Origin of the sequence: Streptomyces sp. NPDC016459 (assembly GCF_040632845.1) — a bacterium.
GTDB lineage: Bacteria > Actinomycetota > Actinomycetes > Streptomycetales > Streptomycetaceae > Streptomyces.
Genome location: NZ_JBEYCR010000001.1, coordinates 23,688 through 43,342, shown reverse-complemented (window position 1 = coordinate 43,342; position 19,655 = coordinate 23,688). Strand labels below are relative to the sequence as shown.

21 protein-coding genes are annotated in these 19,655 nt (G+C 72.0%); 10 read left to right on the top strand and 11 right to left on the bottom strand.

The features are described from left to right. Positions 1–2 precede the first annotated feature (2 nt). From ABZ567_RS00230 to amaP, 3 genes are read left to right on the top strand one after another with little or no spacing between them, the layout of a single operon-like run. Positions 3–359, top strand: a complete 357-nt coding sequence (locus ABZ567_RS00230; protein ID WP_360782562.1) for a hypothetical protein — start codon at positions 3–5, stop codon at positions 357–359. Further along, positions 356–985: a DUF6286 domain-containing protein gene (locus ABZ567_RS00225; RefSeq protein ID WP_360782559.1), complete on the top strand. Its 630-nt coding sequence runs from the start codon at positions 356–358 to the stop codon at positions 983–985. Before ABZ567_RS00230 ends, ABZ567_RS00225 begins: the two co-directional genes overlap by 4 nt. Before the next feature lie 5 nt (positions 986–990). Beyond that, positions 991–1,578 (top strand): alkaline shock response membrane anchor protein AmaP, encoded by a 588-nt coding sequence (amaP, locus tag ABZ567_RS00220; protein ID WP_360782556.1) that lies wholly within the window; start codon positions 991–993, stop codon positions 1,576–1,578. Between the two features lie 23 nt (positions 1,579–1,601). On the opposite strand, the gene ABZ567_RS00215 is transcribed toward amaP, so the two are convergent. The 5 genes from ABZ567_RS00215 to ABZ567_RS00195 form a co-directional block, all read right to left on the bottom strand. Further along, positions 1,602–2,357, bottom strand: coding sequence for an SDR family oxidoreductase (locus tag ABZ567_RS00215; protein WP_360782553.1), 756 nt, complete (start codon positions 2,355–2,357; stop codon positions 1,602–1,604). Between the two features lie 4 nt (positions 2,358–2,361). Continuing rightward, positions 2,362–4,152, bottom strand: a complete 1,791-nt coding sequence (locus ABZ567_RS00210) for a glycoside hydrolase family 15 protein (protein ID WP_360782550.1) — start codon at positions 4,150–4,152, stop codon at positions 2,362–2,364. A gap of 34 nt (positions 4,153–4,186) precedes the next feature. Then, the gene (locus ABZ567_RS00205) at positions 4,187–5,002 is read right to left on the bottom strand and encodes an SURF1 family protein (protein ID WP_360782548.1); all 816 of its coding nucleotides are present in this window, start codon (positions 5,000–5,002) and stop codon (positions 4,187–4,189) included. An 80-nt stretch (positions 5,003–5,082) separates the two neighbouring features. Then, the gene (locus ABZ567_RS00200) at positions 5,083–5,316 is read right to left on the bottom strand and encodes a hypothetical protein (RefSeq protein ID WP_073806545.1); all 234 of its coding nucleotides are present in this window, start codon (positions 5,314–5,316) and stop codon (positions 5,083–5,085) included. A 64-nt stretch (positions 5,317–5,380) separates the two neighbouring features. Further along, entirely contained in the window at positions 5,381–6,364 is a 984-nt protein-coding gene (locus tag ABZ567_RS00195; protein WP_360782544.1) for a DEDDh family exonuclease, read from the bottom strand. Between the two features lie 230 nt (positions 6,365–6,594). On the opposite strand from ABZ567_RS00195, the gene ABZ567_RS00190 reads away from it, so the two are divergent. Genes ABZ567_RS00190 through ABZ567_RS00180 form a run of 3 tightly spaced genes read left to right on the top strand, consistent with a single transcriptional unit; the run spans position 6,595 to position 9,227 of the window. Next, positions 6,595–7,491, top strand: a complete 897-nt coding sequence (locus ABZ567_RS00190; RefSeq protein ID WP_360782542.1) for a sterol desaturase family protein — start codon at positions 6,595–6,597, stop codon at positions 7,489–7,491. Next, entirely contained in the window at positions 7,488–8,165 is a 678-nt protein-coding gene (locus tag ABZ567_RS00185; RefSeq protein WP_360782539.1) for a lysoplasmalogenase, read from the top strand. The genes ABZ567_RS00190 and ABZ567_RS00185 overlap by 4 nt, the downstream gene beginning before the upstream one ends. An 18-nt stretch (positions 8,166–8,183) precedes the next feature. Further along, on the top strand, positions 8,184–9,227 hold the full coding sequence (locus ABZ567_RS00180; protein WP_360782536.1) for a zinc-dependent alcohol dehydrogenase family protein: 1,044 nt from the start codon (positions 8,184–8,186) through the stop codon (positions 9,225–9,227). Between the two features lie 13 nt (positions 9,228–9,240). On the opposite strand, the gene ABZ567_RS00175 is transcribed toward ABZ567_RS00180, so the two are convergent. Both ABZ567_RS00175 and ABZ567_RS00170 read right to left on the bottom strand, forming a co-directional pair. Beyond that, positions 9,241–10,542, bottom strand: a complete 1,302-nt coding sequence (locus ABZ567_RS00175) for a CoA transferase (protein WP_360782533.1) — start codon at positions 10,540–10,542, stop codon at positions 9,241–9,243. Positions 10,543–10,649: 107 nt separating this feature from the next. Beyond that, positions 10,650–12,188 carry a S8 family serine peptidase gene (locus ABZ567_RS00170; RefSeq protein WP_360782530.1) on the bottom strand — a complete coding sequence of 513 codons (1,539 nt, stop codon included), beginning with the start codon at positions 12,186–12,188 and terminating at the stop codon, positions 10,650–10,652. 273 nt (positions 12,189–12,461) lie between these two features. On the opposite strand from ABZ567_RS00170, the gene ABZ567_RS00165 reads away from it, so the two are divergent. From ABZ567_RS00165 to moaA, 3 genes are all read left to right on the top strand, one after another. Then, entirely contained in the window at positions 12,462–12,836 is a 375-nt protein-coding gene (locus ABZ567_RS00165; protein ID WP_360782527.1) for a DUF485 domain-containing protein, read from the top strand. Further along, positions 12,833–14,473, top strand: a complete 1,641-nt coding sequence (locus ABZ567_RS00160; RefSeq protein WP_360782524.1) for a cation acetate symporter — start codon at positions 12,833–12,835, stop codon at positions 14,471–14,473. The genes ABZ567_RS00165 and ABZ567_RS00160 overlap by 4 nt, the downstream gene beginning before the upstream one ends. 163 nt (positions 14,474–14,636) lie before the next feature. Continuing rightward, a complete protein-coding gene (gene moaA, locus ABZ567_RS00155) occupies positions 14,637–15,626 on the top strand; it encodes a GTP 3',8-cyclase MoaA (RefSeq protein ID WP_360782521.1) in 990 nt (329 codons plus the stop codon). A gap of 19 nt (positions 15,627–15,645) precedes the next feature. Here moaA and ABZ567_RS00150 read toward each other — a convergent pair whose 3' ends face one another. Further along, the gene (locus ABZ567_RS00150; protein ID WP_360784956.1) at positions 15,646–15,861 is read right to left on the bottom strand and encodes a hypothetical protein; all 216 of its coding nucleotides are present in this window, start codon (positions 15,859–15,861) and stop codon (positions 15,646–15,648) included. 149 nt (positions 15,862–16,010) lie between these two features. Further along, positions 16,011–16,337, bottom strand: coding sequence for a DUF3099 domain-containing protein (locus ABZ567_RS00145; protein WP_360782518.1), 327 nt, complete (start codon positions 16,335–16,337; stop codon positions 16,011–16,013). Positions 16,338–16,507: 170 nt separating this feature from the next. Here ABZ567_RS00145 and ABZ567_RS00140 point away from each other — a divergent pair, with 170 nt between their 5' ends. Continuing rightward, positions 16,508–16,783 (top strand): GlsB/YeaQ/YmgE family stress response membrane protein, encoded by a 276-nt coding sequence (locus ABZ567_RS00140; RefSeq protein WP_360782515.1) that lies wholly within the window; start codon positions 16,508–16,510, stop codon positions 16,781–16,783. 72 nt (positions 16,784–16,855) lie between these two features. Here ABZ567_RS00140 and tyrS read toward each other — a convergent pair whose 3' ends face one another. Continuing rightward, the gene (tyrS, locus tag ABZ567_RS00135) at positions 16,856–18,130 is read right to left on the bottom strand and encodes a tyrosine--tRNA ligase (protein WP_360782512.1); all 1,275 of its coding nucleotides are present in this window, start codon (positions 18,128–18,130) and stop codon (positions 16,856–16,858) included. 54 nt (positions 18,131–18,184) lie between these two features. Continuing rightward, positions 18,185–19,576, bottom strand: coding sequence for a metallopeptidase TldD-related protein (locus ABZ567_RS00130; protein WP_360782509.1), 1,392 nt, complete (start codon positions 19,574–19,576; stop codon positions 18,185–18,187). Positions 19,577–19,655 lie beyond the last annotated feature (79 nt).

Here is a 19,655-nt window from a genome sequence, read left to right as displayed (position 1 = left end):
GGATGGCAGCGGAATCGGCCCCGGACCCCGTACGGGGCCGGGGAGCGACCACGATCGCCGACCGGGTCGTCGCGAAGATCGCCGCCCAGGCCGCCGGGGAAGCACTCGACGCCGTCCCCGAGGGCGGCTCGCGCCCCCACGCCTCGGTCGTCGTCCACCGGGACGTCGCCCGGGTCTCGGTGAGCCTCGAACTCGACTATCCCTCCGACGTCGGCCACCGGTGCGGCGCCGTCCGGGGCCGGGTACGCGCGCGCGTGGAGGAACTCGTTGGCATGGAGGTCCACGAGGTCACCGTCCACGTGGAGCGCCTCCACTCCCCGCTCACCCGGCAGGCCACGAGGAGGGAGCGCCTGTCATGACGACCACAACCGATCCGACCCCCGCCCCCGCCCCGGACCCCGGCCGCGACGACGTCCCCGTCCTGGAGGACGCCCCCGCCTCCCCCGTCCGGCGCTTCTGGTCCGTACGCCGTATCCCCGCCGCCCTGCTCGCGGCCCTGGTCCTCGCCGGGACGGGGCTGCTCCTCTACGACATCGCGGCCGTACGCGCCGACCGCACCGCCATGGCCTGGCGGCGCGAACTCGCCGACGCCCTCGCGACCCGGCCGCTCGACGACGCCCTGATCATCGGCGGAGCCGTCCTCGCGGTCCTCCTCGGCCTCTGGCTCCTGGTCCTGGCGGCGACCCCGGGCCTGCGCGCCGTCCTCCCGATGCGCCGCGCCCACGCCGACGTACGGGCCGGGCTCGACCGGGAGGCCGCCGCCCTCGCCCTGCGCGACCGCGCCATGGAGGTCTCCGGGGTGCAGTCCGTGAAGGTGCGCGTCGGCCGCTCCAAGGCGGCCGTCCGGGCGGTCTCGCACTTCCGGGCGCTCGACGAGGTCCGCGCCGACCTGGAGACGGCTCTCGCCGCGGGCGTCGACGAACTGGCCCTCGCCCACCCGCCGTCACTCAACGTTCGGGTGGCCCGGCCGCCCAGGAAGGGGTGAGCGCGGTGACGGTCGTCCTCCGGCGCGTCAACCGCGCCCTGCTCGGCCTCGCCGGGCTCCTTCTCCTCCTCGTCGGCGGGGGAGTCCTCGCCGCGGCCCTCGACCTGTCCGTGCCGTCCTGGTGGCCCTGGTCGGGTCCCTCGGACGTCCTGCTCTCCACCGCCGACCGGCAGCGCTGGCGGGACGAGGGCTGGTGGTGGCCGGTGGTCATCGCCGTCCTCGGGCTCGTCGTCCTGCTGGCCCTGTGGTGGCTGCTGGTCCAGTTCCGGCGGGCCCGGCTCGCCGAGGTCGCCGTCGACAGCGGCGACGGCGAGGAGGCCGTCCTGCGCGGCCGGGCCCTCGAAGGCGTGATCGAGGCGGACGCCGCCGCCCAGGAGGGCGTGGCCAGGGCCAGGGTCGCCCTCACCGGACGCCGGGACGCCCCCCGCACCCGGGTCGCGCTCCTCCTGGAGCCCCACGCCTCCCCGGGGGACGCCCTGACCACCCTGAGCACCCGGGCCCTCGCCCACGCCCGTACGTCCACGGGCCTGCCCGCCCTGCCCACCGAGGCGCGCCTGCGGGCGGTGAAGCACCGGGCCAGGCGGGTGACCTGACGACGGGCCGGGGCCACGGGCCCTCAGAAGCCGCTGCGGGCCCCGCCGTCGACCGGGAGCATCAGGCCGGTCAGGTACGAGGCCGCCGGGGACAGCACGAAGGCCGCCGTCCGCCCGAACTCCTCCGGGGTGCCGTAGCGGCGCAGCGGGATGGCGGCCTCGTTGGCCGCGCGGGCCGCGTCCGCGTCGCCGGAGAGCGCGTCGAGGGACCGCACCCGGTCCGTGTCGATCCGGCTCGGCAGCAGTCCGACGACCCGCACCCCGCGCGGGCCCAGGTCGTTGGCGAGGGACTTCGCGAAGCCGGCGAGACCGGGGCGGAGGCCGTTGGAGATGGTCAGACCTTCGATCGGCTCGTGGACCGACGCGGACAGGACGAAGCCGATGACCCCGCCGTCGGAGAGGGCTCCGGCGGCCGCGCGGGCCAGCCGTACCGCCCCGAGGAAGACGGTGTCGAAGGCGGCCGCCCACTGCTCGTCGGTGTTGTCCGCCGCGAAGCCGGGCGCCGGACCGCCCACGCTGATCAGGATGCCGTCGAAGCCGCCGAAACGGGCCCGCGCCTCGGCGATGAGCCGCGCCGGGGTCTCCGGGTCGCCGTTGTCGGCGGCGACGCCGGCGGCGCCGGGCCCCAGCTCGGCCGCTGCCTCGGCGACGGTCTTCTCCTCCCGCCCGGTGACCAGCACCTTCGCGCCCTCGGCGAGCAGCGCCTCGGCGGAGGCCCGCCCGAGGCCCCGCGTCGCCCCGGTCACCACGTACACACGGTCCTTCAGTCCAAGATCCATGGACCTATCCTGCCGGGTCGTGATCCTCCCCGGCCAGCGCGAGGGCGGTGCCCACGAGTCCGATGTGACTGAAGGCCTGCGGGAAGTTGCCCAGCTGGCGGCCCGTCACCGGGTCGTACTCCTCCGCGAGGAGACCGACGTCGTTGCAGAGGGTCAGGAGCCGTTCGAAGAGCTCGCGGGCCTCGTCCTTCCTGCCGGTCAGCAGGAGCGCGTCCGCCAGCCAGAACGAGCACACCAGGAAGGTGCCCTCCCCGCCCGGCAGGCCGTCGATCGCCCCCGAGTCGGTGCTGTACCGGCGCACGTAGCCCTCGTGCAGCAGCTCCGCCCGCACCGCCTCCACCGTGCCCACCACCCGGGGGTCGTCCGAGGGCAGGAAGCCGACCTGGGGGATGAGGAGGGTCGCCGCGTCCAGTTCGAGCGACCCGTACGACTGGGTGAAGGTGTTCCGGACGGGGTCGTAGGACCTGGCGCACACCTGCGCGTGGATGTCGTCCCGCATCGCCCGCCACCGGGCCGCGTCCCCCGGCAGCGACGGGTCCGCCTCCAGGGTGCGGACCGCCCGGTCGGCGGCCACCCAGGCCATCACCTTCGAGTGGGTGAAGTGGCGGCGCGGCCCGCGCACCTCCCACAGGCCCTCGTCGGGCTCGCGCCAGGTCGACTCCAGGAAGCCGAGCAGGCTCAGCTGGAGGTTCCAGGCGTGCCGCTGCGCCGGGATCCCGGCCTCACGCGCGCGGTAGAGCGAGTCCATGACCTCGCCGTACACATCGAGCTGGAACTGGTCCACCGCCGCGTTCCCGGTCCGGACCGGTGCCGAGTCGGCGTAGCCCCGCAGCCACGGCAGGGTCGTCTCGGGGAGCCGGCGCTCCCCCGCGGGCCCGTACATGATCTGCAGGTCGGCCGGGTCGCCCGCGACCGACCGGAGGAGCCAGTCCCGCCAGGCGGCCGCCTCCTCGACGTATCCGGCGGAGAGCAGCGCGCCGAGGGTGAGGGAGGAGTCGCGCAGCCAGCAGGCCCGGTAGTCCCAGTTCCGTACGCCGCCGAGCTCCTCCGGCAGGGAGGTGGTGGGGGCGGCCACGATCCCGCCGGTAGGGGCGTAGGTGAGCGCCTTCAGGGTGATCAGGGAGCGCAGCACCGCCTCCCGGTAGGGGCCCCGGTAGGTGCAGAGCGACGCCCACTCCCGCCAGTCCGCGAGGGAGTGCTCCAGTGCCTCGTAGGGGTCGATGAGTGCGGGGCGGGGCTCGTGCGAGGGGTGCCAGGTCATGACGAAGGCCACCTTCTCGCCGGCGGCGACGGTGAAGGAGGAGCAGGTGGAGAACTGCTGGCCCCAGGTCTTCACGGGCGGTTCGCTGCGCAGCCACACCGCGTCCGGGCCGGCGACCGCGACCCGGTGGCCGTCGGTGCGCCGCATCCAGGGGACCACCGAGCCGTAGTCGAAGCGGAGCCGCACGACGGAGCTCATCTCGACGCTGCCGCTGACGCCCTCCACGATCCGCATCAGATCCGGGGCCTTGTCCCGCTGCGGCATGAAGTCGACGACCTTGACGGTGCCGGTGCGGGTCTCCCAGTAGGTCTCCAGGACGAGGGAGTCCTCGGCGTACCGGCGCGTGGCGCAGGTCGTGGAACCTTTGGGGGCGATCCGCCAGTGGCCGTTGTTCTCGTCGCCGAGGATCGAGGCGAAGCAGGCGGCCGAGTCGAAGCGGGGCAGGCACAGCCAGTCGACCGATCCGTCACGGCCGACGAGCGCGGCGGTCTGCAGATCGCCGATGAGGGCGTAGTCGTCGATACTTTGCGTCACGCTCTGGGCTGTTCCCGCCCGCAGGGGTGGTCAATCAGCGGGACGGGGTGGCCTGAATCGCTTCCGCGTCCCGCTCGGGGGTTTCGGGGGTGCCGGAGGAGGCCGCCGCCATCTGGTCGCGCCTCTCCCGGCGGACCAGGATCACCCAGCCGACGGGGACCCCGGCGGCGAAGAGCCACCACTGCACCGCGTACGCCATGTGGGCGCCGATCGAGTCGTGGTCGGGCTCGGGGATGAGTTCGGGGATGTTCCCGGCCGGCTCGGGGGTGATCTGTTCGAGGTAGCCGCCGAGCACCTCGCGGCCGATGAGCTGGGCCTGCTGCGTGCTGTTGATCAGCATGACCTGGCGGTCCGGCAGACCCTTCAGGTCCTTGATGCCGCTGGCGCCGGTCGTCTCGTCGGCCTTGAGACGCCCGGTGATCGTGACCTCGCCCTTCGGGGCGGGCGGGACCGCGGGGAAGGAGTGCTGGTCGGCGGCGGCAGGCACCCAGCCGCGGTTGACCAGGACGGTCCGGCCGTCCCTCAGGAGCAGCGGGGTCAGGACGTGCACGCCGACCCGGTCGTCGGAGTTGGTGCGGCGGCGGACGACGACCTCGTGGGCGGTGTCGAAGGTGCCGGTCGCCGTGGCGGGCCGCCAGTAGTCGGAGCGCGGGACCGTGTGGCCGGGAGAGGTGAGCTCCTCGACCGGGACCGGCTTCGCCGCGACGCTGTCCGCGATCAGGGCGTTCTGGGCGACCCGGCGTTCGTGCCGGTGGAACTGCCAGAAGCCCAGCTCGATCATCGTCGGGACGAGGACGAGGGCGACGAGGGTGAGGATCACCCACTGCCGGGACAACAGGAAGCGGTACACCCCATGACCGTACAACTCGGTCGATGGGGTGCACGCGCCGGGGTTCGGCTTGCTCGGGGGCCGGGCCCAGGATCGTTTCCTCACACCCTGTCGACGATCCCCACCTTTCCCTCCGCACGGGCGCAGTGGCCGCCGCAGTACCAGCTGCCGTCGACCTCGACGCCCTGTCCGATGATCTGGACCCGGCAGTGCTCGCAGATGGGCGCCATGCGGTGGATGGCGCAGGCGAAGCAATCGAAGACGTGGACCGCGCCCTGCGCGTGGACTTCGAAGGACATGCCGTAATCGTTTCCGCAGACCTCACAACGTGCCATGCGCCACAGGGTGAGGGCTCCCGGCGGGAATGCGCAGCTCGGCACGCCCGCCGGGCCCGGGGTGTCACCCGTCTGCCGGGGCCACGTCCCGCAGCAGCTGGGTGTAGGCGGCCTCGTCGACGATCGGCGTGCCGAAGGACCTGGCCTTGAGCGTCTTGGAGGTTGCGGCGTCCGGGTCGTTGGTGACGAGGAGGCTGGTCAGCCGGGAGACGCTGCCGGCGACGTGGAGACCGGCGTCGACCGTGCGGTCCTCGAGGAGTTCGCGGTCGACGGAGGTGTCCCCGGAGAAGGCCACCCGCATGCCCTGTTTGAGAGGTCTGTCCGTCTCGTACCGGCCGGGGTTGGGATACGGGCACGGCGGACGCTTCCGCGAGGGACGCCAGCTGTTCGTCCGGTACGAGGACGGGCCGGCCTGATGGCCGATCCGGGGCCGCTCCGGGGACGAGGCCCACTCGGTCAACGGCCGGCACTCCAGGAGCGGCAGCCGTACGGCACGCTCGGCCGCCGCGTGCAGGCTCGGCCGGAACGCCTCGGCGAGCACCCGCGCGTCGTCCAGCGCGTTGTGCGCGCGCCGCTGCACGACGCCGAAGTGCGCTGCCAGGGACTCCAGCTTGTGGTTGGGCAGCGGCAGCGACAACTCCTTGGCGAGCGCGATCGTGCACAGCCGCTGCCGCACCGGCGCGGCCGATTCGGCGCGCGCGTACTCCCGGGCGATCATCTGCCAGTCGAACATCGCGTTGTGCGCGACGAGGACCCGTCCGTCGAGCCGGGCCGCGAACTCCGCCGCGATCTCGGGGAAGAGCGGCGCGCCCTCCAGGACGTCCGTGGTCAGTCCGTGGATCCAGACCGGGCCCGGATCGCGCTCGGGGTTGACGAGGGTGTACCAGTGGTCCTCGACGTTTCCCTGGGCGTCCAGCCGGTAGACGGCAGCCGACACTATCCGGTCGTCACGGGCGAGTCCGGTGGTCTCCACGTCGACGACCGCGTACCCCTGCGGGTAGGCGGCCGGCCATGTCGCTGCTGTCGTACGGTCGTCAAGCACGGTCACTGAGAATACGGCCCACGACCGACAACTCCGTCCCGGGTGTCCCCGGAGGCTTCTCGGTTTCCCCAACTCCCCAGCGTGCGGACCCCCTTGTCCTTCGCGGCTCGGCCGGAGGGCGCCTTGGCGGTGGGTGCCTTGTCGGAAGGTGCCAAAGCTTGCTGACAAGGCGTCTCGCATACTTGTTGGTAACAACGTCTAGCCCTGCCCCGCCTCCCGCCCCTACCGTCGACGGCATGCCGAACCTGCCCGATGTCGTGCTCTGGTCCATACCGGCGTTCGTCCTGCTCACCGTCCTGGAGATGGTCAGCCACCGGATCCACCCCGACGAGGACGCCGCCGGTTACGAGACCAAGGACGCCGCCACCAGCATCGGCATGGGTCTCGGGAGCCTGGCCTTCGACGCGCTGTGGAAGATCCCCGTGGTCGCGATCTACACCGCCGTCTACGAGCTGACCCCGCTCCGCGTCCCCGTCCTGTGGTGGACGATCCCGCTCATGCTGCTCGCGCAGGACTTCCTCTACTACTGGCAGCACCGCGGACACCATGTCGTCCGCGTCCTCTGGGCCTGCCACGTCGTCCACCACAGCAGCCGCAAATTCAACCTCACCACCGCCCTGCGCCAGCCGTGGACCAGCGTGACCTCCTGGCCGTTCTACCTGCCGATGATCGCCCTCGGCGTCCACCCGGCCGCCGTCGCCTTCTGTTACTCGGTCAATCTCGTCTACCAGTTCTGGATCCACACCGAGCGCGTCGGGAGGCTGCCCGGGCCCTTCGAGTACGTCCTCAACACGCCCTCGCACCACCGCGTCCACCACGCCTCCCAGGGCGGCTACCTGGACCGGAACTTCGGCGGCATCCTCATCGTCTGGGACCGGATGTTCGGCTCCTGGGTCGGTGAGACCGACCGGCCCGTCTACGGGCTCACCAAGAACATCGAGACGTACAACCCGCTCCGGGTCGCCACCCACGAGTACGCCGCCATCGCCCGCGACCTCCGGGCCGCGCGCGACTGGCGCGAGCGGGCCGGCCGGGTCTTCCGAGGCCCCGGCTGGCAACCCGGCCCGCCGACCGCCGACGTGCCGAAGAGCGCCGGAACCCTCCCGGAGCCCGCGCCGGAGCCCGCCGCGTGAGCGCCGGCCCCGCACCCGCCCGTGCCGTCCCGGCCGCCTCCCGTCCGCTCGCCCCCCGCGCGCTCCTCGCCGCCTTCGGGCTCGCGGCCGCCGTCGACCTGATCTCCCTGGTCGCCGGCGCCGAACTCGGTCACCAGCTCGCCAAGCCACTCCTGATGCCGCTGCTCGCCGCGTACGCGGTCACCAGGGGCGCCCCGAAGCCGCTGGTCGTCGCGCTCCTCTTCGGCTGGGGCGGCGACGTCTTCCTCCTCTCGGACGCCGACTGGGCCTTCCTCGTCGGCATGGGGTCCTTCGCCGCGGGACACGTCTGCTACCTCGTCCTCTTCGGGCGGCGCCGTACGTCCGTACCCCTGGCGGCCGCGTACACCGCCGTCCTCGTCGGCACCGTCGTGCTCCTGTGGCCCGACCTCCCCGCCGACCTGAGGGTCCCGGTCGCCGGCTACTCGCTGCTCCTGACCGCCATGGCCTACCGCGCCGGCTCCCTCGGGCTCCTGGCCGGGCTCGGCGGCGGCCTGTTCCTGCTGTCCGACACCCTCATCGCCACCGGAGTCGCCCACTGGCCCCAGCTGCCGGCGCCGGACTTCTGGGTCATGCTGACCTATATCGGGGCGCAGTGCCTCCTGACGGCGGGAGCGCTCCACGCGATGTACGGTGAATGTCGTACAACTGTCTGACAGCAAGGACCGTCCGCCATGCGCGCCACCACCATCCACGCTCCCTTCGACATGCGGGTGGAGGACGTGCCCGACCCGGTGGTGCGGGACCCCACCGACGTCGTCGTCCGCGTCCTGCGCGCCTGCGTCTGCGGCAGCGACCTGTGGGCCTACCGCGGCGAGTCCGCCCGGCAGCCGGGTCAGCGCATCGGCCACGAGTTCCTCGGTGTCGTGGAGGCGGCGGGCGCCGAGGTCACCGGCTTCACCACCGGAGACCTCGTCGTCGCCCCCTTCGTCTGGTCCGACGGCACCTGCGACCACTGCGCCGAGGGGCTCCAGACCTCCTGCCCGCGCGGCGGCTTCTGGGGCTCGGTCGGCTCGGACGGCGGCCAGGGCGAGGCCGTCCGGGTCCCCTTCGCCGACGGCACCCTCGTCAAGCTCCCCGCCGACGCCGCCTCCGACGACCGGCTCCTGACCGCGCTGCTCGCCCTCTCGGACGTCATGGGCACCGGCCACCACGCGGCCCTCGGCGCCGGCGTCAGGCCCGGCTCCACCGTCGCGGTCGTCGGCGACGGCGCCGTCGGCCTCTGCGGTGTCCTCGCGGCCAAGCGGCTCGGCGCCGAGCGGATCATCGCGCTCGGCCGGCACACCGCCCGCACCGACATCGCCCGCCTCTTCGGCGCCACCGACGTCGTCGCCGAGCGCGGCGAGGCCGCAGAGGCGGCGGTCCGCGAACTCACCGGCGGCCAGGGCGCCCACGGCGTCATCGAGGCCGTCGGCACCGAGCAGTCCATGCGGACCGCCGTCGCCATCGCCCGCGACGGCGGCTCCATCGGCTACGTCGGCGTCCCCCACGGCAGCGGCACCGGACTCGACCTCTCCGTCATGTTCGACCGGAACATCGCGCTGCGCGGCGGCGTCGCCCCCGTGCGCGCGTACATCCCGGAACTGCTCCAGGACGTCCTCGACGGCACCATCGACCCCTCGCCGGTCTTCGACCTGACCGTCGGCCTCGACGGCGTCCCCGGCGGCTACAAGGCGATGGACGAGCGCACGGCCCTGAAGGTCCTCGTCACGCCGTGACAGGGGCCGTGGTTCACCGGGTGAGCCACGCGGGCGCGTCCGCGCCCGCCACGCCCGGCGGCCGCGACCAGCCCGCCGGGCCGCCCTCGTACGCCACGGGCGACAGCGCGTGTCGCAGCCGCCCCAGCGGGCCGTCCGACTCGGTGAGGTACCGGTCGGGCTCGTACCGGGGCAGTGCGTGCGTCAGCCAGTGGCCCGTCTGCGCGAGCGCCAGCCGGACGAGCCGCGTGCCGCCATCCCGGTCCTGCTCGGTCAGCGACCGGAGCACGGCGGCCGCGAGGAGATAACCCGTGCCGTGGTCCAGGGCCTGCGCGGGCAGCGCGCCCGGCTCCTCCGCCGAGCCCTCGGTCACGCCGATCCCGGTCGCCACCTGGACCAGGGAGTCGAAGCCGCGCCGCCCGCCCCACGGCCCGTAGTCCCCCCAGGCGGAGAGCAGGGCGGTGACGAGCCCCGGCCGGTGCAGGTCGAAGCGGTCGAGGGCGCCCGGCCGGTAGCCGGTGACCAGGACGTCGGCGGAGTCCAGGAGCGCGTCGAAGGTACGCCGGTCGGACGGCCGGTCCAGATCGAGCGCGGCGGTCCGCTTCCCGACGTCCGTCTCCGCGTGCTGGTCGGGCAGTTCGGGGTTGCCGGGCGGATCGATCCGCAGCACGTCCGCGCCGAGCAGCGCGAGCGTCCGGGTCGCGACCGGCCCGGCGATCACCCGGGTCAGGTCCAGGACCCGCAGCCGGCCCGCACGGCGACGGGGCGGGGCCCCGTCGAGCCGCTCCCGGGTCAGCAGCGGCCGCGCCGCCACCGCCCGGCCCTGTTCGTGCGCCGCCCACTCCGCGGGGGTGCGCAGGGCGACGGCGAGGCCCCCGGCCGCGTACACCGCCGTCTCGACCTCGACGGCCCGCCGCTCGCCGATCGCCGCCGCGACGGCCTCCACCGACTCCTCCCGCACGTCGAGAGCGGCGAGCAGCGCGGTCCGGTGGTGCGGATAGTTGGCGTGGGTACGGACCCACCCGTCGGCCGCCCGCCAGTACCGGGAGAGCGGCGCGAAGTTCACCGGCGCCCGCCCGTCGACCCGCAGATGACGCTCGCTCACGAAGGCGGTGGCGACGGCCCCGTCGTCCACCCGCACCGGCCCCGGCAGCCCCGCCCGCTCGACGGCGGCGAGCGAACAGGCCGCCACCGTCGCCCGCGCCAGGTCCATCACCGGCAGCCGGGCCGGAAGCAGCCCGGAGGGCCCGGTGAACGCCACCCGGTCGACCAGGGCGGGATCGCCGCCGAGGGCCGACCACAGCAACTCCGTACCCGTACGCACCGTGTTGTCCATGACGGCAGTGTGGCACTCCGTGCCACGCGAAGGGTCCCCCTGCGGCGCACGCGAAAGGGTCCCCGTGCGGCACACGCACGGGGACCCTCCTCACCGGACCTCCGCGACTAGCGGCGGACGGCGTCCAGCGCGTCGATCAGACCGGCTCCGTAGAAGCCGTTCTTGTTCTTGCCGCCCTCACAGACGGCGTCGATCTTGCCGTCGCCCTCGATGTCGTACGGGTTGGTGCAGGCGCGGTCGTCGGCCTGCGCGTACAGCAGCGCCTTCAGGGCCGCCGGGCTCGCGTGGGGGTGCGTCGACTTGATGAGCGCGAGGACACCCGCCGCGTGCGGCGCCGCCATCGACGTGCCGGCCTTGTAGTTGTAGCCGCCGTTGACCGTGGTCGACAGGATGCGGCCGTTGACCGCCGGGGCGTCCGGGGTCTGGTACTCGGTGCGGTCACCGCCGGGGGCGGCGACGTCGATGACACCGAGACCGTAGTTGGAGTAGGACGCCTTCAGGTCCTTGGCCCCGGTCGCGGAGACGGTGACGATGCCCGGCAGCATGCCCGGGTAGTCGAGGCACTCCTTCGGGTCGATGACCCGGCCGCTCGGCGTGCTGTCGTTCGGGCTGCTGTTGTCGACGATCGTGTCGGCCGCCAGGTCGAACTTCGAGTTGCCGGCCGCCGCCACGTTGACCGTGCCCTTGCGCTCCGCGTAGCGGGTCGCGCGGGTGACCGCCTCGATGAGGGCCTTCTGGTCCTCGTCGTTCTTGCAGGCGAACATCCACGGGTCGGTGTAGTAGCTGTTGTTCGTGACCTCGACACCCTGCTCGGCCGCCCACATGAAGCCGCAGACCACGGCCTCGGTGTAGAAGAAGCCGTCCGGGGTCGACACCTTGATGCCGGAGACCTTCACGCCCGGGGCGACACCGGTGACGCCGATGCCGTTCTTGGCGGCGGCGATCGTGCCGGCGACGTGGGTGCCGTGGTCGCTCTCGCCCGGGTTGGGGCGCCACGAGCCGGGGGTGGTGTCCGGCTTGCCGGTCACGCAGTTCGCGGAGGCCTTGACGTCGAAGTTCGGCGCCAGGTCCGGGTGGGTGTCGTCGACACCCGTGTCGATGACGGCGACGGTGACGCGCTTGCTGCCGAGCGTCTTCTGGTGGGCCTTGTCCGCCTTGATGGCCGGCAGGTCCCACTGCAGGGGCTCCAGCGGATCCTGCTCGTCCGACGCCGTGGCCGCCGCGGCCTTGGCCTCGGCCGCGGACAGCGTCTGGGCGCCCTCGTCGACGGAGGTGTCCGTCTGCGCGGACAGCGGGGCGGTACGGGTCGCACCGGCCGACACCACACCACGCGCCGTGCGGATCGTCTTCGCGAACTCGGGGTTCTGCGAGTGGACGACTATCACGCCTATGCGGTCGTACGAGACGACCACCTCGCCACCCGCGGCGGCTATCGCCTTCTTCACCGAGGAGGCGGTCCAGCGACCTCCCGCGACGTTGACGACGTACGTCAGCTTCGGCCCGTTCGTCGCCACGGCGGACGTCGGTGCGTCACTCAGTTCCGCGGCGGAGGCGGCGCCGGAGGGAAGGAAGCCGAGCGAGGCCGTGAGCGCGAGACCAACCGGCAGAGCAAGAGCTCGGCCGCGCCTCGATCCCAGATGAGCCATGGGTTCTCCACATCATCCGTATGTACTGCCCGCACACGGGTTTGCGTGCGGACAGGTGCATGACGAGTGAAGCTATCGCTGATCTTCCCGGCGCTTCAATGAGTTGAGAAGACTTCATGAAGATCTGTACGAATAAATCCCCGGCGTGAACCGCTTCGCATCCCGCTCCGTGCCGTTGTGCAGGGGAGGGGCTCCGTTCGGAACCCCGGCTCCCGCACCCCTGGTGAGGCCCCCTTGACCATGCCGTCCGTCCCCGCGTCACGAGGAGATTCCGTGGCTACCGAAGCACCGCCGCCGCCCAGAGACGGGACGGAGGCCGCATCCGCCCCCGTCGCACCCACGACGGAACAGTTCGTCGAGGTGCAGCAGGGCGAGGAGTTCGGCGAACTGCGCCGTACGTACCGCTCCTTCGCCTTCCCCCTGACCCTCGCCTTCATCGCCTGGTACCTGCTGTACGTGCTGCTCTCGAACTACGCGGGTGGCTTCATGGGGACCAAGGTCTTCGGCAACATCAACATGGCGCTCGTCCTCGGCCTCGGCCAGTTCGCCACCACCTTCCTCATCGCCTGGCTCTACTCGCGGCACGCGGCGAACCGGCTCGACCCCAAGGCCGAGGCCATCAGGAACCGTATGGAGGGCGACGCATGAGCACCCCCGTCCTGCTCGCGGCGGACAGCGCCACCAGCGAGCACCGGCCGCTGATCATCGCCCTCTTCGGCGCCTTCGTCATCGGGACCCTGATCATCACCGTCTGGGCCGGCCGCCAGACCCGCAGCGCCGCCGACTTCTACGCGGGCGGAGGCCAGTTCACCGGCTTCCAGAACGGCCTCGCGATCTCCGGCGACTACATGTCCGCCGCGTCCTTCCTCGGCATCAGCGGCGCCATCGCCCTCTACGGCTACGACGGCTTCCTGTACTCGATCGGGTTCCTGGTCGCCTGGCTCGTCGCCCTGCTCCTGGTCGCCGAACCGCTGCGCAACTCCGGCCGCTTCACCATGGGCGACGTCCTCGCCTACCGGATGCGCCAGCGGCCCGTCCGCACCGCCGCCGGCACCTCCACCATCGTCGTCTCGATCTTCTACCTGCTCGCCCAGATGGCGGGCGCCGGCGTCCTCGTCTCGCTGCTCCTCGGCATCACCAGCGACGGCGGCAAGGTCGCGATCGTGGCCCTCGTCGGCGTCCTGATGATCGTCTACGTGACGATCGGCGGCATGAAGGGCACCACCTGGGTGCAGATGGTGAAGGCCGTCCTGCTCATCGCGGGCACGCTCCTCATCACCTTCCTCATCCTGCTGAAGTTCGACTTCAACCTCTCGCAGCTGCTCGGCGCCGCCGCCACCAACAGCGGCAAGGGCGACGCCTTCCTCGAGCCCGGCCTCAAGTACGGACTCAGCTCCGTCTCGAAGCTGGACTTCATCTCCCTCGGCATCGCCCTCGTCCTCGGCACCGCCGGACTGCCCCACATCCTGATCCGCTTCTACACGGTGCCGACCGCCAAGGCCGCCCGTAAGTCGGTCAACTGGGCCATCGGCATCATCGGCGCCTTCTACCTGATGACGATCGTCCTCGGCTTCGGCGCCGCCGCACTGCTCAGCGGCGACACCATCAAGGCGTCCAACAAGGCGGGCAACACCGCGGCCCCGCTGACCGCCCTCGAGGTCGGCGGCGGCGCCGACTCCACCGGCGGCGCGATCCTCCTCGCCGTCATCTCCGCCGTCGCCTTCGCCACCATCCTCGCCGTGGTCGCCGGTCTGACCCTGGCCTCCTCCTCGTCCTTCGCGCACGACATCTACGCGAACGTGATCAGGCGAGGAAAGGCCACCGAGAAGGAGGAGATGCGGGCCGCCCGCTGGTCCACGGTCCTCATCGGCATCGTGTCGATCGCGCTCGGCGCCCTCGCCCGCGACCTCAACGTCGCCGGTCTCGTCGCCCTCGCCTTCGCGGTCGCCGCCTCGGCCAACCTGCCGACGATCCTCTACTCGCTCTTCTGGAAGCGGTTCACCACCCAGGGCGCGCTCTGGTCGATCTACGGCGGCCTTGTCTCCTCCGTCGTCCTGGTCCTCTTCTCGCCCGTCGTCTCCGGCGGGCCGGCCTCGATGTTCAAGGGCGTGGACTTCCACTGGTTCCCGCTGGAGAACCCCGGCCTCGTCTCGATCCCGCTCGGCTTCCTCCTCGGCTGGCTCGGCTCGATCCTCTCCAAGGAGGAGCCGGACGCCGGCAAGTACGCGGAGCTGGAGGTCAAGTCCCTCACCGGGGTCGGGGTCGCCGCCGCGGTCAAGCACTGACCGGAGCGCACCGGACCGTATACGTTCCGCTATTCCCGGACGGCCGCGTCGTAGAGTTCTACGACGCGGCCTCGCCGGTCCCGTGACAATCTGCCCTGCTCGATGTCCGTGTCCTCGCGTAGGCTCGAACCACACGCAACCGCAAGACGGGGAGGGGGCCCAAGTGCTCATCGACACCTATGGCCGGGTGGCAACCGACCTGCGCGTCTCGCTCACGGACCGGTGCAACCTGCGCTGCACGTACTGCATGCCCGAAGAGGGACTGCAGTGGCTCGCGAAGCCGGACCTGCTCACCGACGACGAGATCGTCCGGCTGATCCGTATCGCGGTCACCGACCTCGGCGTCACCGAGGTCCGCTTCACCGGCGGCGAGCCGCTGCTCCGCCCCGGCCTCGTCGGCATCGTCGAGCGCTGCGCGGCCCTGGAGCCCCGCCCCCGGATGTCCCTCACCACCAACGGCATCGGACTGAAGCGCACGGCCGCCGCCCTCAAGGCCGCCGGCCTCGACCGGGTCAACGTCTCCCTCGACACCCTGCGCCCCGACGTCTTCAAGACCCTCACCCGGCGCGACCGCCACCAGGACGTCCTCGACGGCATGGCCGCCGCCCGGGACGCCGGCCTCACCCCGGTCAAGGTCAACGCCGTCCTGATGCCCGGGCTCAATGCCGACGAGGCACCCGACCTCCTCGCCTGGGCGGTGGAGCAGGAGTACGAGCTCCGCTTCATCGAGCAGATGCCCCTCGACGCCCAGCACGGCTGGAAGCGCGACGGCATGATCACCGCCGGGGACATCCTGGAGTCGCTGCGCACCCGCTTCACCCTGACGCCCGAGGGCGCCGACGAGCGCGGTTCGGCGCCCGCCGAGCGCTGGGTCGTCGACGGCGGACCGCACACGGTCGGCGTCATCGCCTCCGTCACCCGCCCGTTCTGCCGGGCCTGCGACCGCACCCGGCTCACCGCCGACGGTCAGGTGCGGACCTGTCTGTTCGCCACCGAGGAGACGGACCTGCGGGCCACGCTCCGCTCGGACGCGCCGGACGCCGAGGTCGCGGCGCTCTGGAAGCGGGCCATGTGGGGCAAGAAGGCCGGCTCCGGCCTCGACGACCCGGGCTTCCTCCAGCCCGACCGCCCGATGTCGGCGATCGGCGGCTGAGCGCGGGGCGAGAAGGGCCTCAGGTGTCGGCGGACACCCAGTCCGTCAGCGGCACGACGTCCTTGAGGAAACCCCGTACCCCCAGGAACTGGGAGAGGTGTTCGCGGTGCTCCTCGCACGCGAGCCAGGTCTTGCGACGCTCGGGCGTGTGCAGCGCGGGATTGTTCCACGCGAGCACCCAGACGGCGTCGGCGCGGCACCCCTTGGCGGAGCAGATCGGCTTCTCTTCGCTCACCGGATGGTTGATCACCTGATCATTGTCCAGCAACAGCGATGCCGAGCAGCCACGGGGGGAGCTGCCCGGCATCGGTCCGTCGCTCCGACGGGGGATGCGGAGCGCGTAGGAAGTATGTCACGGCACATGGGGTGCGGTGCACTGGAACTTCATGATTGATCTGAGCTGTTCCTGAGGTTTCCGGGGTCCAGCGCGGGCCGCGTCGGAGGGGGGACGAACGTGGAGGGAAGGGACGGAGTGGACTCCCGCCCCGCGTTCGCGATGACCACGGCGACATAGGGGAGCAGGATGCCCAGGGCGAGGGCCACGATCGCCACGTGCCGCTCGACATTCCACAGCACCGCGGCGGCGATCACGGACAGCGTCCGGACCGTCATCGAGATGACGTAGCGCCGCTGCCGCCCGCGCACATCGTCGGCGAGCCCCTGCCGGGCCCCCGTGATCCGGAAGACCTCGGTTCCGTCACGCTTCGCCATCGCCGTTCACCACCCACCGGTCGCGCCGGACGCACCCGGTCCGGACCTCTACTCCACGGTACGCCCGCCACCCGGCGCGGACGAGGCCGGGGGCACGGATGGCGCTGTCCGACATGCGGCGTATGGCCGGGAGGGCGAGACTGGGCCCACATGCGGACAAGGAGGCGACGATGGGTTGGTTGTGGGCGATCATCGTGGGACTGGTCCTCGGTCTGATCGCGAAGGCGATCCTGCCGGGTAAGCAGCAGATCCCGCTGTGGCTGACGGTGGTGTTCGGCATTCTCGGCAGCGTCCTCGGCAACGCCGTGGCGACGTGGATCGGGGTCAACGAAACCAAGGGCATCGACTGGACCCGCCACCTGCTCCAGCTGATCGGCGCGGTGGCCGTGGTCGGAGTGGGCGACATGCTGTGGGCTTCGATGAAGGGCAACCGCCGACGGGCGTGATCCGGCCCAGAGGGAGGCCCGGTACGGCACACGCCGTACCGGGCCTCCCTCTGTGCGTCCCGGGGGCGGAACTCAGCCCTCCGCGCCGGCGAACTCGATCGCCGCCAGGTTCTTCTTGCCGCGCCGCAGCACCAGCCAGCGGCCGTGCAGCAGCTCGTCCGCCGACACCTCGGCGTCCTCTGCGGTCACCTTCACGTTGTTCACGTAGGCCCCGCCCTCCTTCACCGTGCGGCGCGCGCCCGACTTGCTCGGCGCGAGACCGACCTCGGTGAACAGGTCCACGACCTGGCCGAGCGCGGTCACCCGGGCGTGCGGCAGCTCCGACAGGGCGGCGGCCAGCGTCGCCTCGTCCAGCTCGGCCAGGTCGCCCTGCCCGAACAGCGCCTTGGAGGCGTTGATGACGGCCGCGCACTGCTCGGCGCCGTGCACCAGGGTGGTGAGCTCCTCGGCGAGCGCCCGCTGCGCGGCACGCGCCTGCGGCCGCTCCGCGGTCTGCCGCTCCAGCTCCTCCAGTTCCTCGCGGGACTTGAAGGACAGGATCCGCATGTATGTCGAGATGTCCCGGTCGTCCACGTTCAGCCAGAACTGGTAGAACGCGTACGGCGTCGTCATCTCCGGGTCGAGCCAGACGGCCCCGCTCTCGGTCTTGCCGAACTTGGTGCCGTCCGCCTTGACCATCAGCGGGGTCGCGAGCGCGTGCACCTCAGCACCCGGCTCCAGCCGGTGGATCAGGTCGAGCCCGGCCACCAGGTTGCCCCACTGGTCCGAGCCGCCCTGCTGGAGCGTGCACCCGTAGCGGCGGTACAGCTCCCGGAAGTCCATGGCCTGGAGCAACTGGTAGCTGAACTCGGTGTAGCTGATGCCCTGCTCGGACTCCAGGCGCCGGGCGACGGAGTCCTTGGTCAGCATCTTGTTGACCCGGAAGTGCTTGCCGATGTCCCGCAGGAACTCGATCGCCGACATGCCGGCGGTCCAGTCCAGGTTGTTCACCATGATCGCCGCGTTCTCCCCCTCGAAGGAGAGGAACGGCTCGATCTGCGTCCGCAGCCGGTTCACCCAGTTCGCGACCGTCTCGGGGTCGTTCAGGGTGCGCTCGGCCGTCGGCCGCGGGTCACCGATCTGACCGGTGGCCCCGCCGACCAGCGCCAGCGGCCGGTGCCCGGCCCGCTGGAGCCGGCGCACGGTGAGGACCTGGACCAGGTGCCCGACGTGGAGACTGGCCGCGGTCGGGTCGAAACCGCAATAGAAGGTGACGGGACCGTCCGCGAGAGCCTTGCGCAGTGCGTCCTCATCGGTGGACTGGGCGAAGAGCCCGCGCCACTTCAGCTCGTCGACGATGTCCGTCACGGTCGTCCGTCTCCTTGATCGATTGCGGTGGTGCCGTCGCCCAGTCTAGGTGGGTCAGACCCCCTTGCTGACCGAGCTCATGTTGAAGTCGGGCACCCGCAGGGCGGGCATCGCGGCCCGGGTGAACCAGTCGCTCCACTCGCGCGGCAGCGTCTTCTCGGTCCGGCCCGCCTCCGAGGCCCGCGACAGCAGGTCCACCGGCGACTCGTTGAACCGGAAGTTGTTCACCTCGCCGACCACCTCGCCGTTCTCCACGAGGTAGACGCCGTCCCGGGTCAGCCCGGTGAGCAGCAGCGTCGCCGGGTCGACCTCGCGGATGTACCAGAGGCAGGTGAGGAGCAGACCACGCTCCGTCGAGGCGACCATCTCCTCGAGGGAACGCTCGCCGCCGCCGTCCAGGATCAGGTTCCCCGCTCCGGGCGCCACGGGCAACCGAGTAAGTTCCGCCGTGTGCCGGGTGGTGATGAGGCGCTCCAGCCTGCCGTCCCGCATCCAGTCCGTCGGCGCGATCGGCAGGCCGTTGTCGAAGACGGAGGAGTCGTCGCCCGAGGAGTGCGCGATCACGAACGGCGCGGACTCCAGACCCGGCTCGTTCGGGTCGCTGCGCAGGGTCAGCGGCAGCGGGGAGAGGGTCTCGCCGAGCCGGGTGCCGCCGCCGGGCTTGGAGAAGACCGTACGACCCTCCACCGCGTCCCGGGCAGTCGACGACCACAGCTGGTAGATCAGCAGGTCGGCCACGGCGGTCGGCGGCAGCAGCGTCTCGTACCGCCCGGCGGGCAGCTCGATCCGTCGCTCCGCCCAGCCGAGACGGGTCGCCAGCTCGGCGTCGAGCGCCGCCGGGTCGACGTCCTTGAAGTCCCGGGTCGAGCGTCCGGCCCAGGCGGAGCGCGAGCGGTCGGGGGACTTGGCGTTCAGCTCCAGGGTCCCGTTGGGCTGGTCGTGGCGCAGCCGCAGGCCCGTGGACGTACCCAGGTAGGTGGAGGTCAGCTCGTGGTTGGCGAAGCCGTACAGCTCACGGCCGCCGGACCGGGCACGGGCGAAGGCCTCGCCGAGCGCCGGGGCGAAGTCGGCGAAGACGGCGGACGAGGTCTCCGCCGGGGCGTCCGTGAAGTCGGGGGACGAGGGCACGTCCGCCACCAGCCGCTGGGCGTCCTCGGCGGGCCCCGCGGCACGCGCGGCGGCCTCGGCGGCCCGGACCAGGGGCTCCAGGTCGTCGACGGTCACGGCGGACCGGGAGACGACACCGGAGGCGGTGCCCTGCGCGCCGTCGACGGTCGCGATCACCGTGAGCGTACGGCCGCGGGTGACGCCGTTGGTGGTGAGCGCGTTGCCCGCCCAGCGCAGATTGGCCGAGGACTCCTCGTCCGCGATGACGACACACCCGTCGGCGCGGGACAGCTCGAGGGCCCGCTCGACGATCTCGTACGGCTTGCTGACGCGGCTCATCGACCGGCCTCCTGCGTGGTGTTCAGACGGTGCTTGCCCGGGGGACGCCCCCCGGACCCCCGGCAGATCTGGTCGCGGG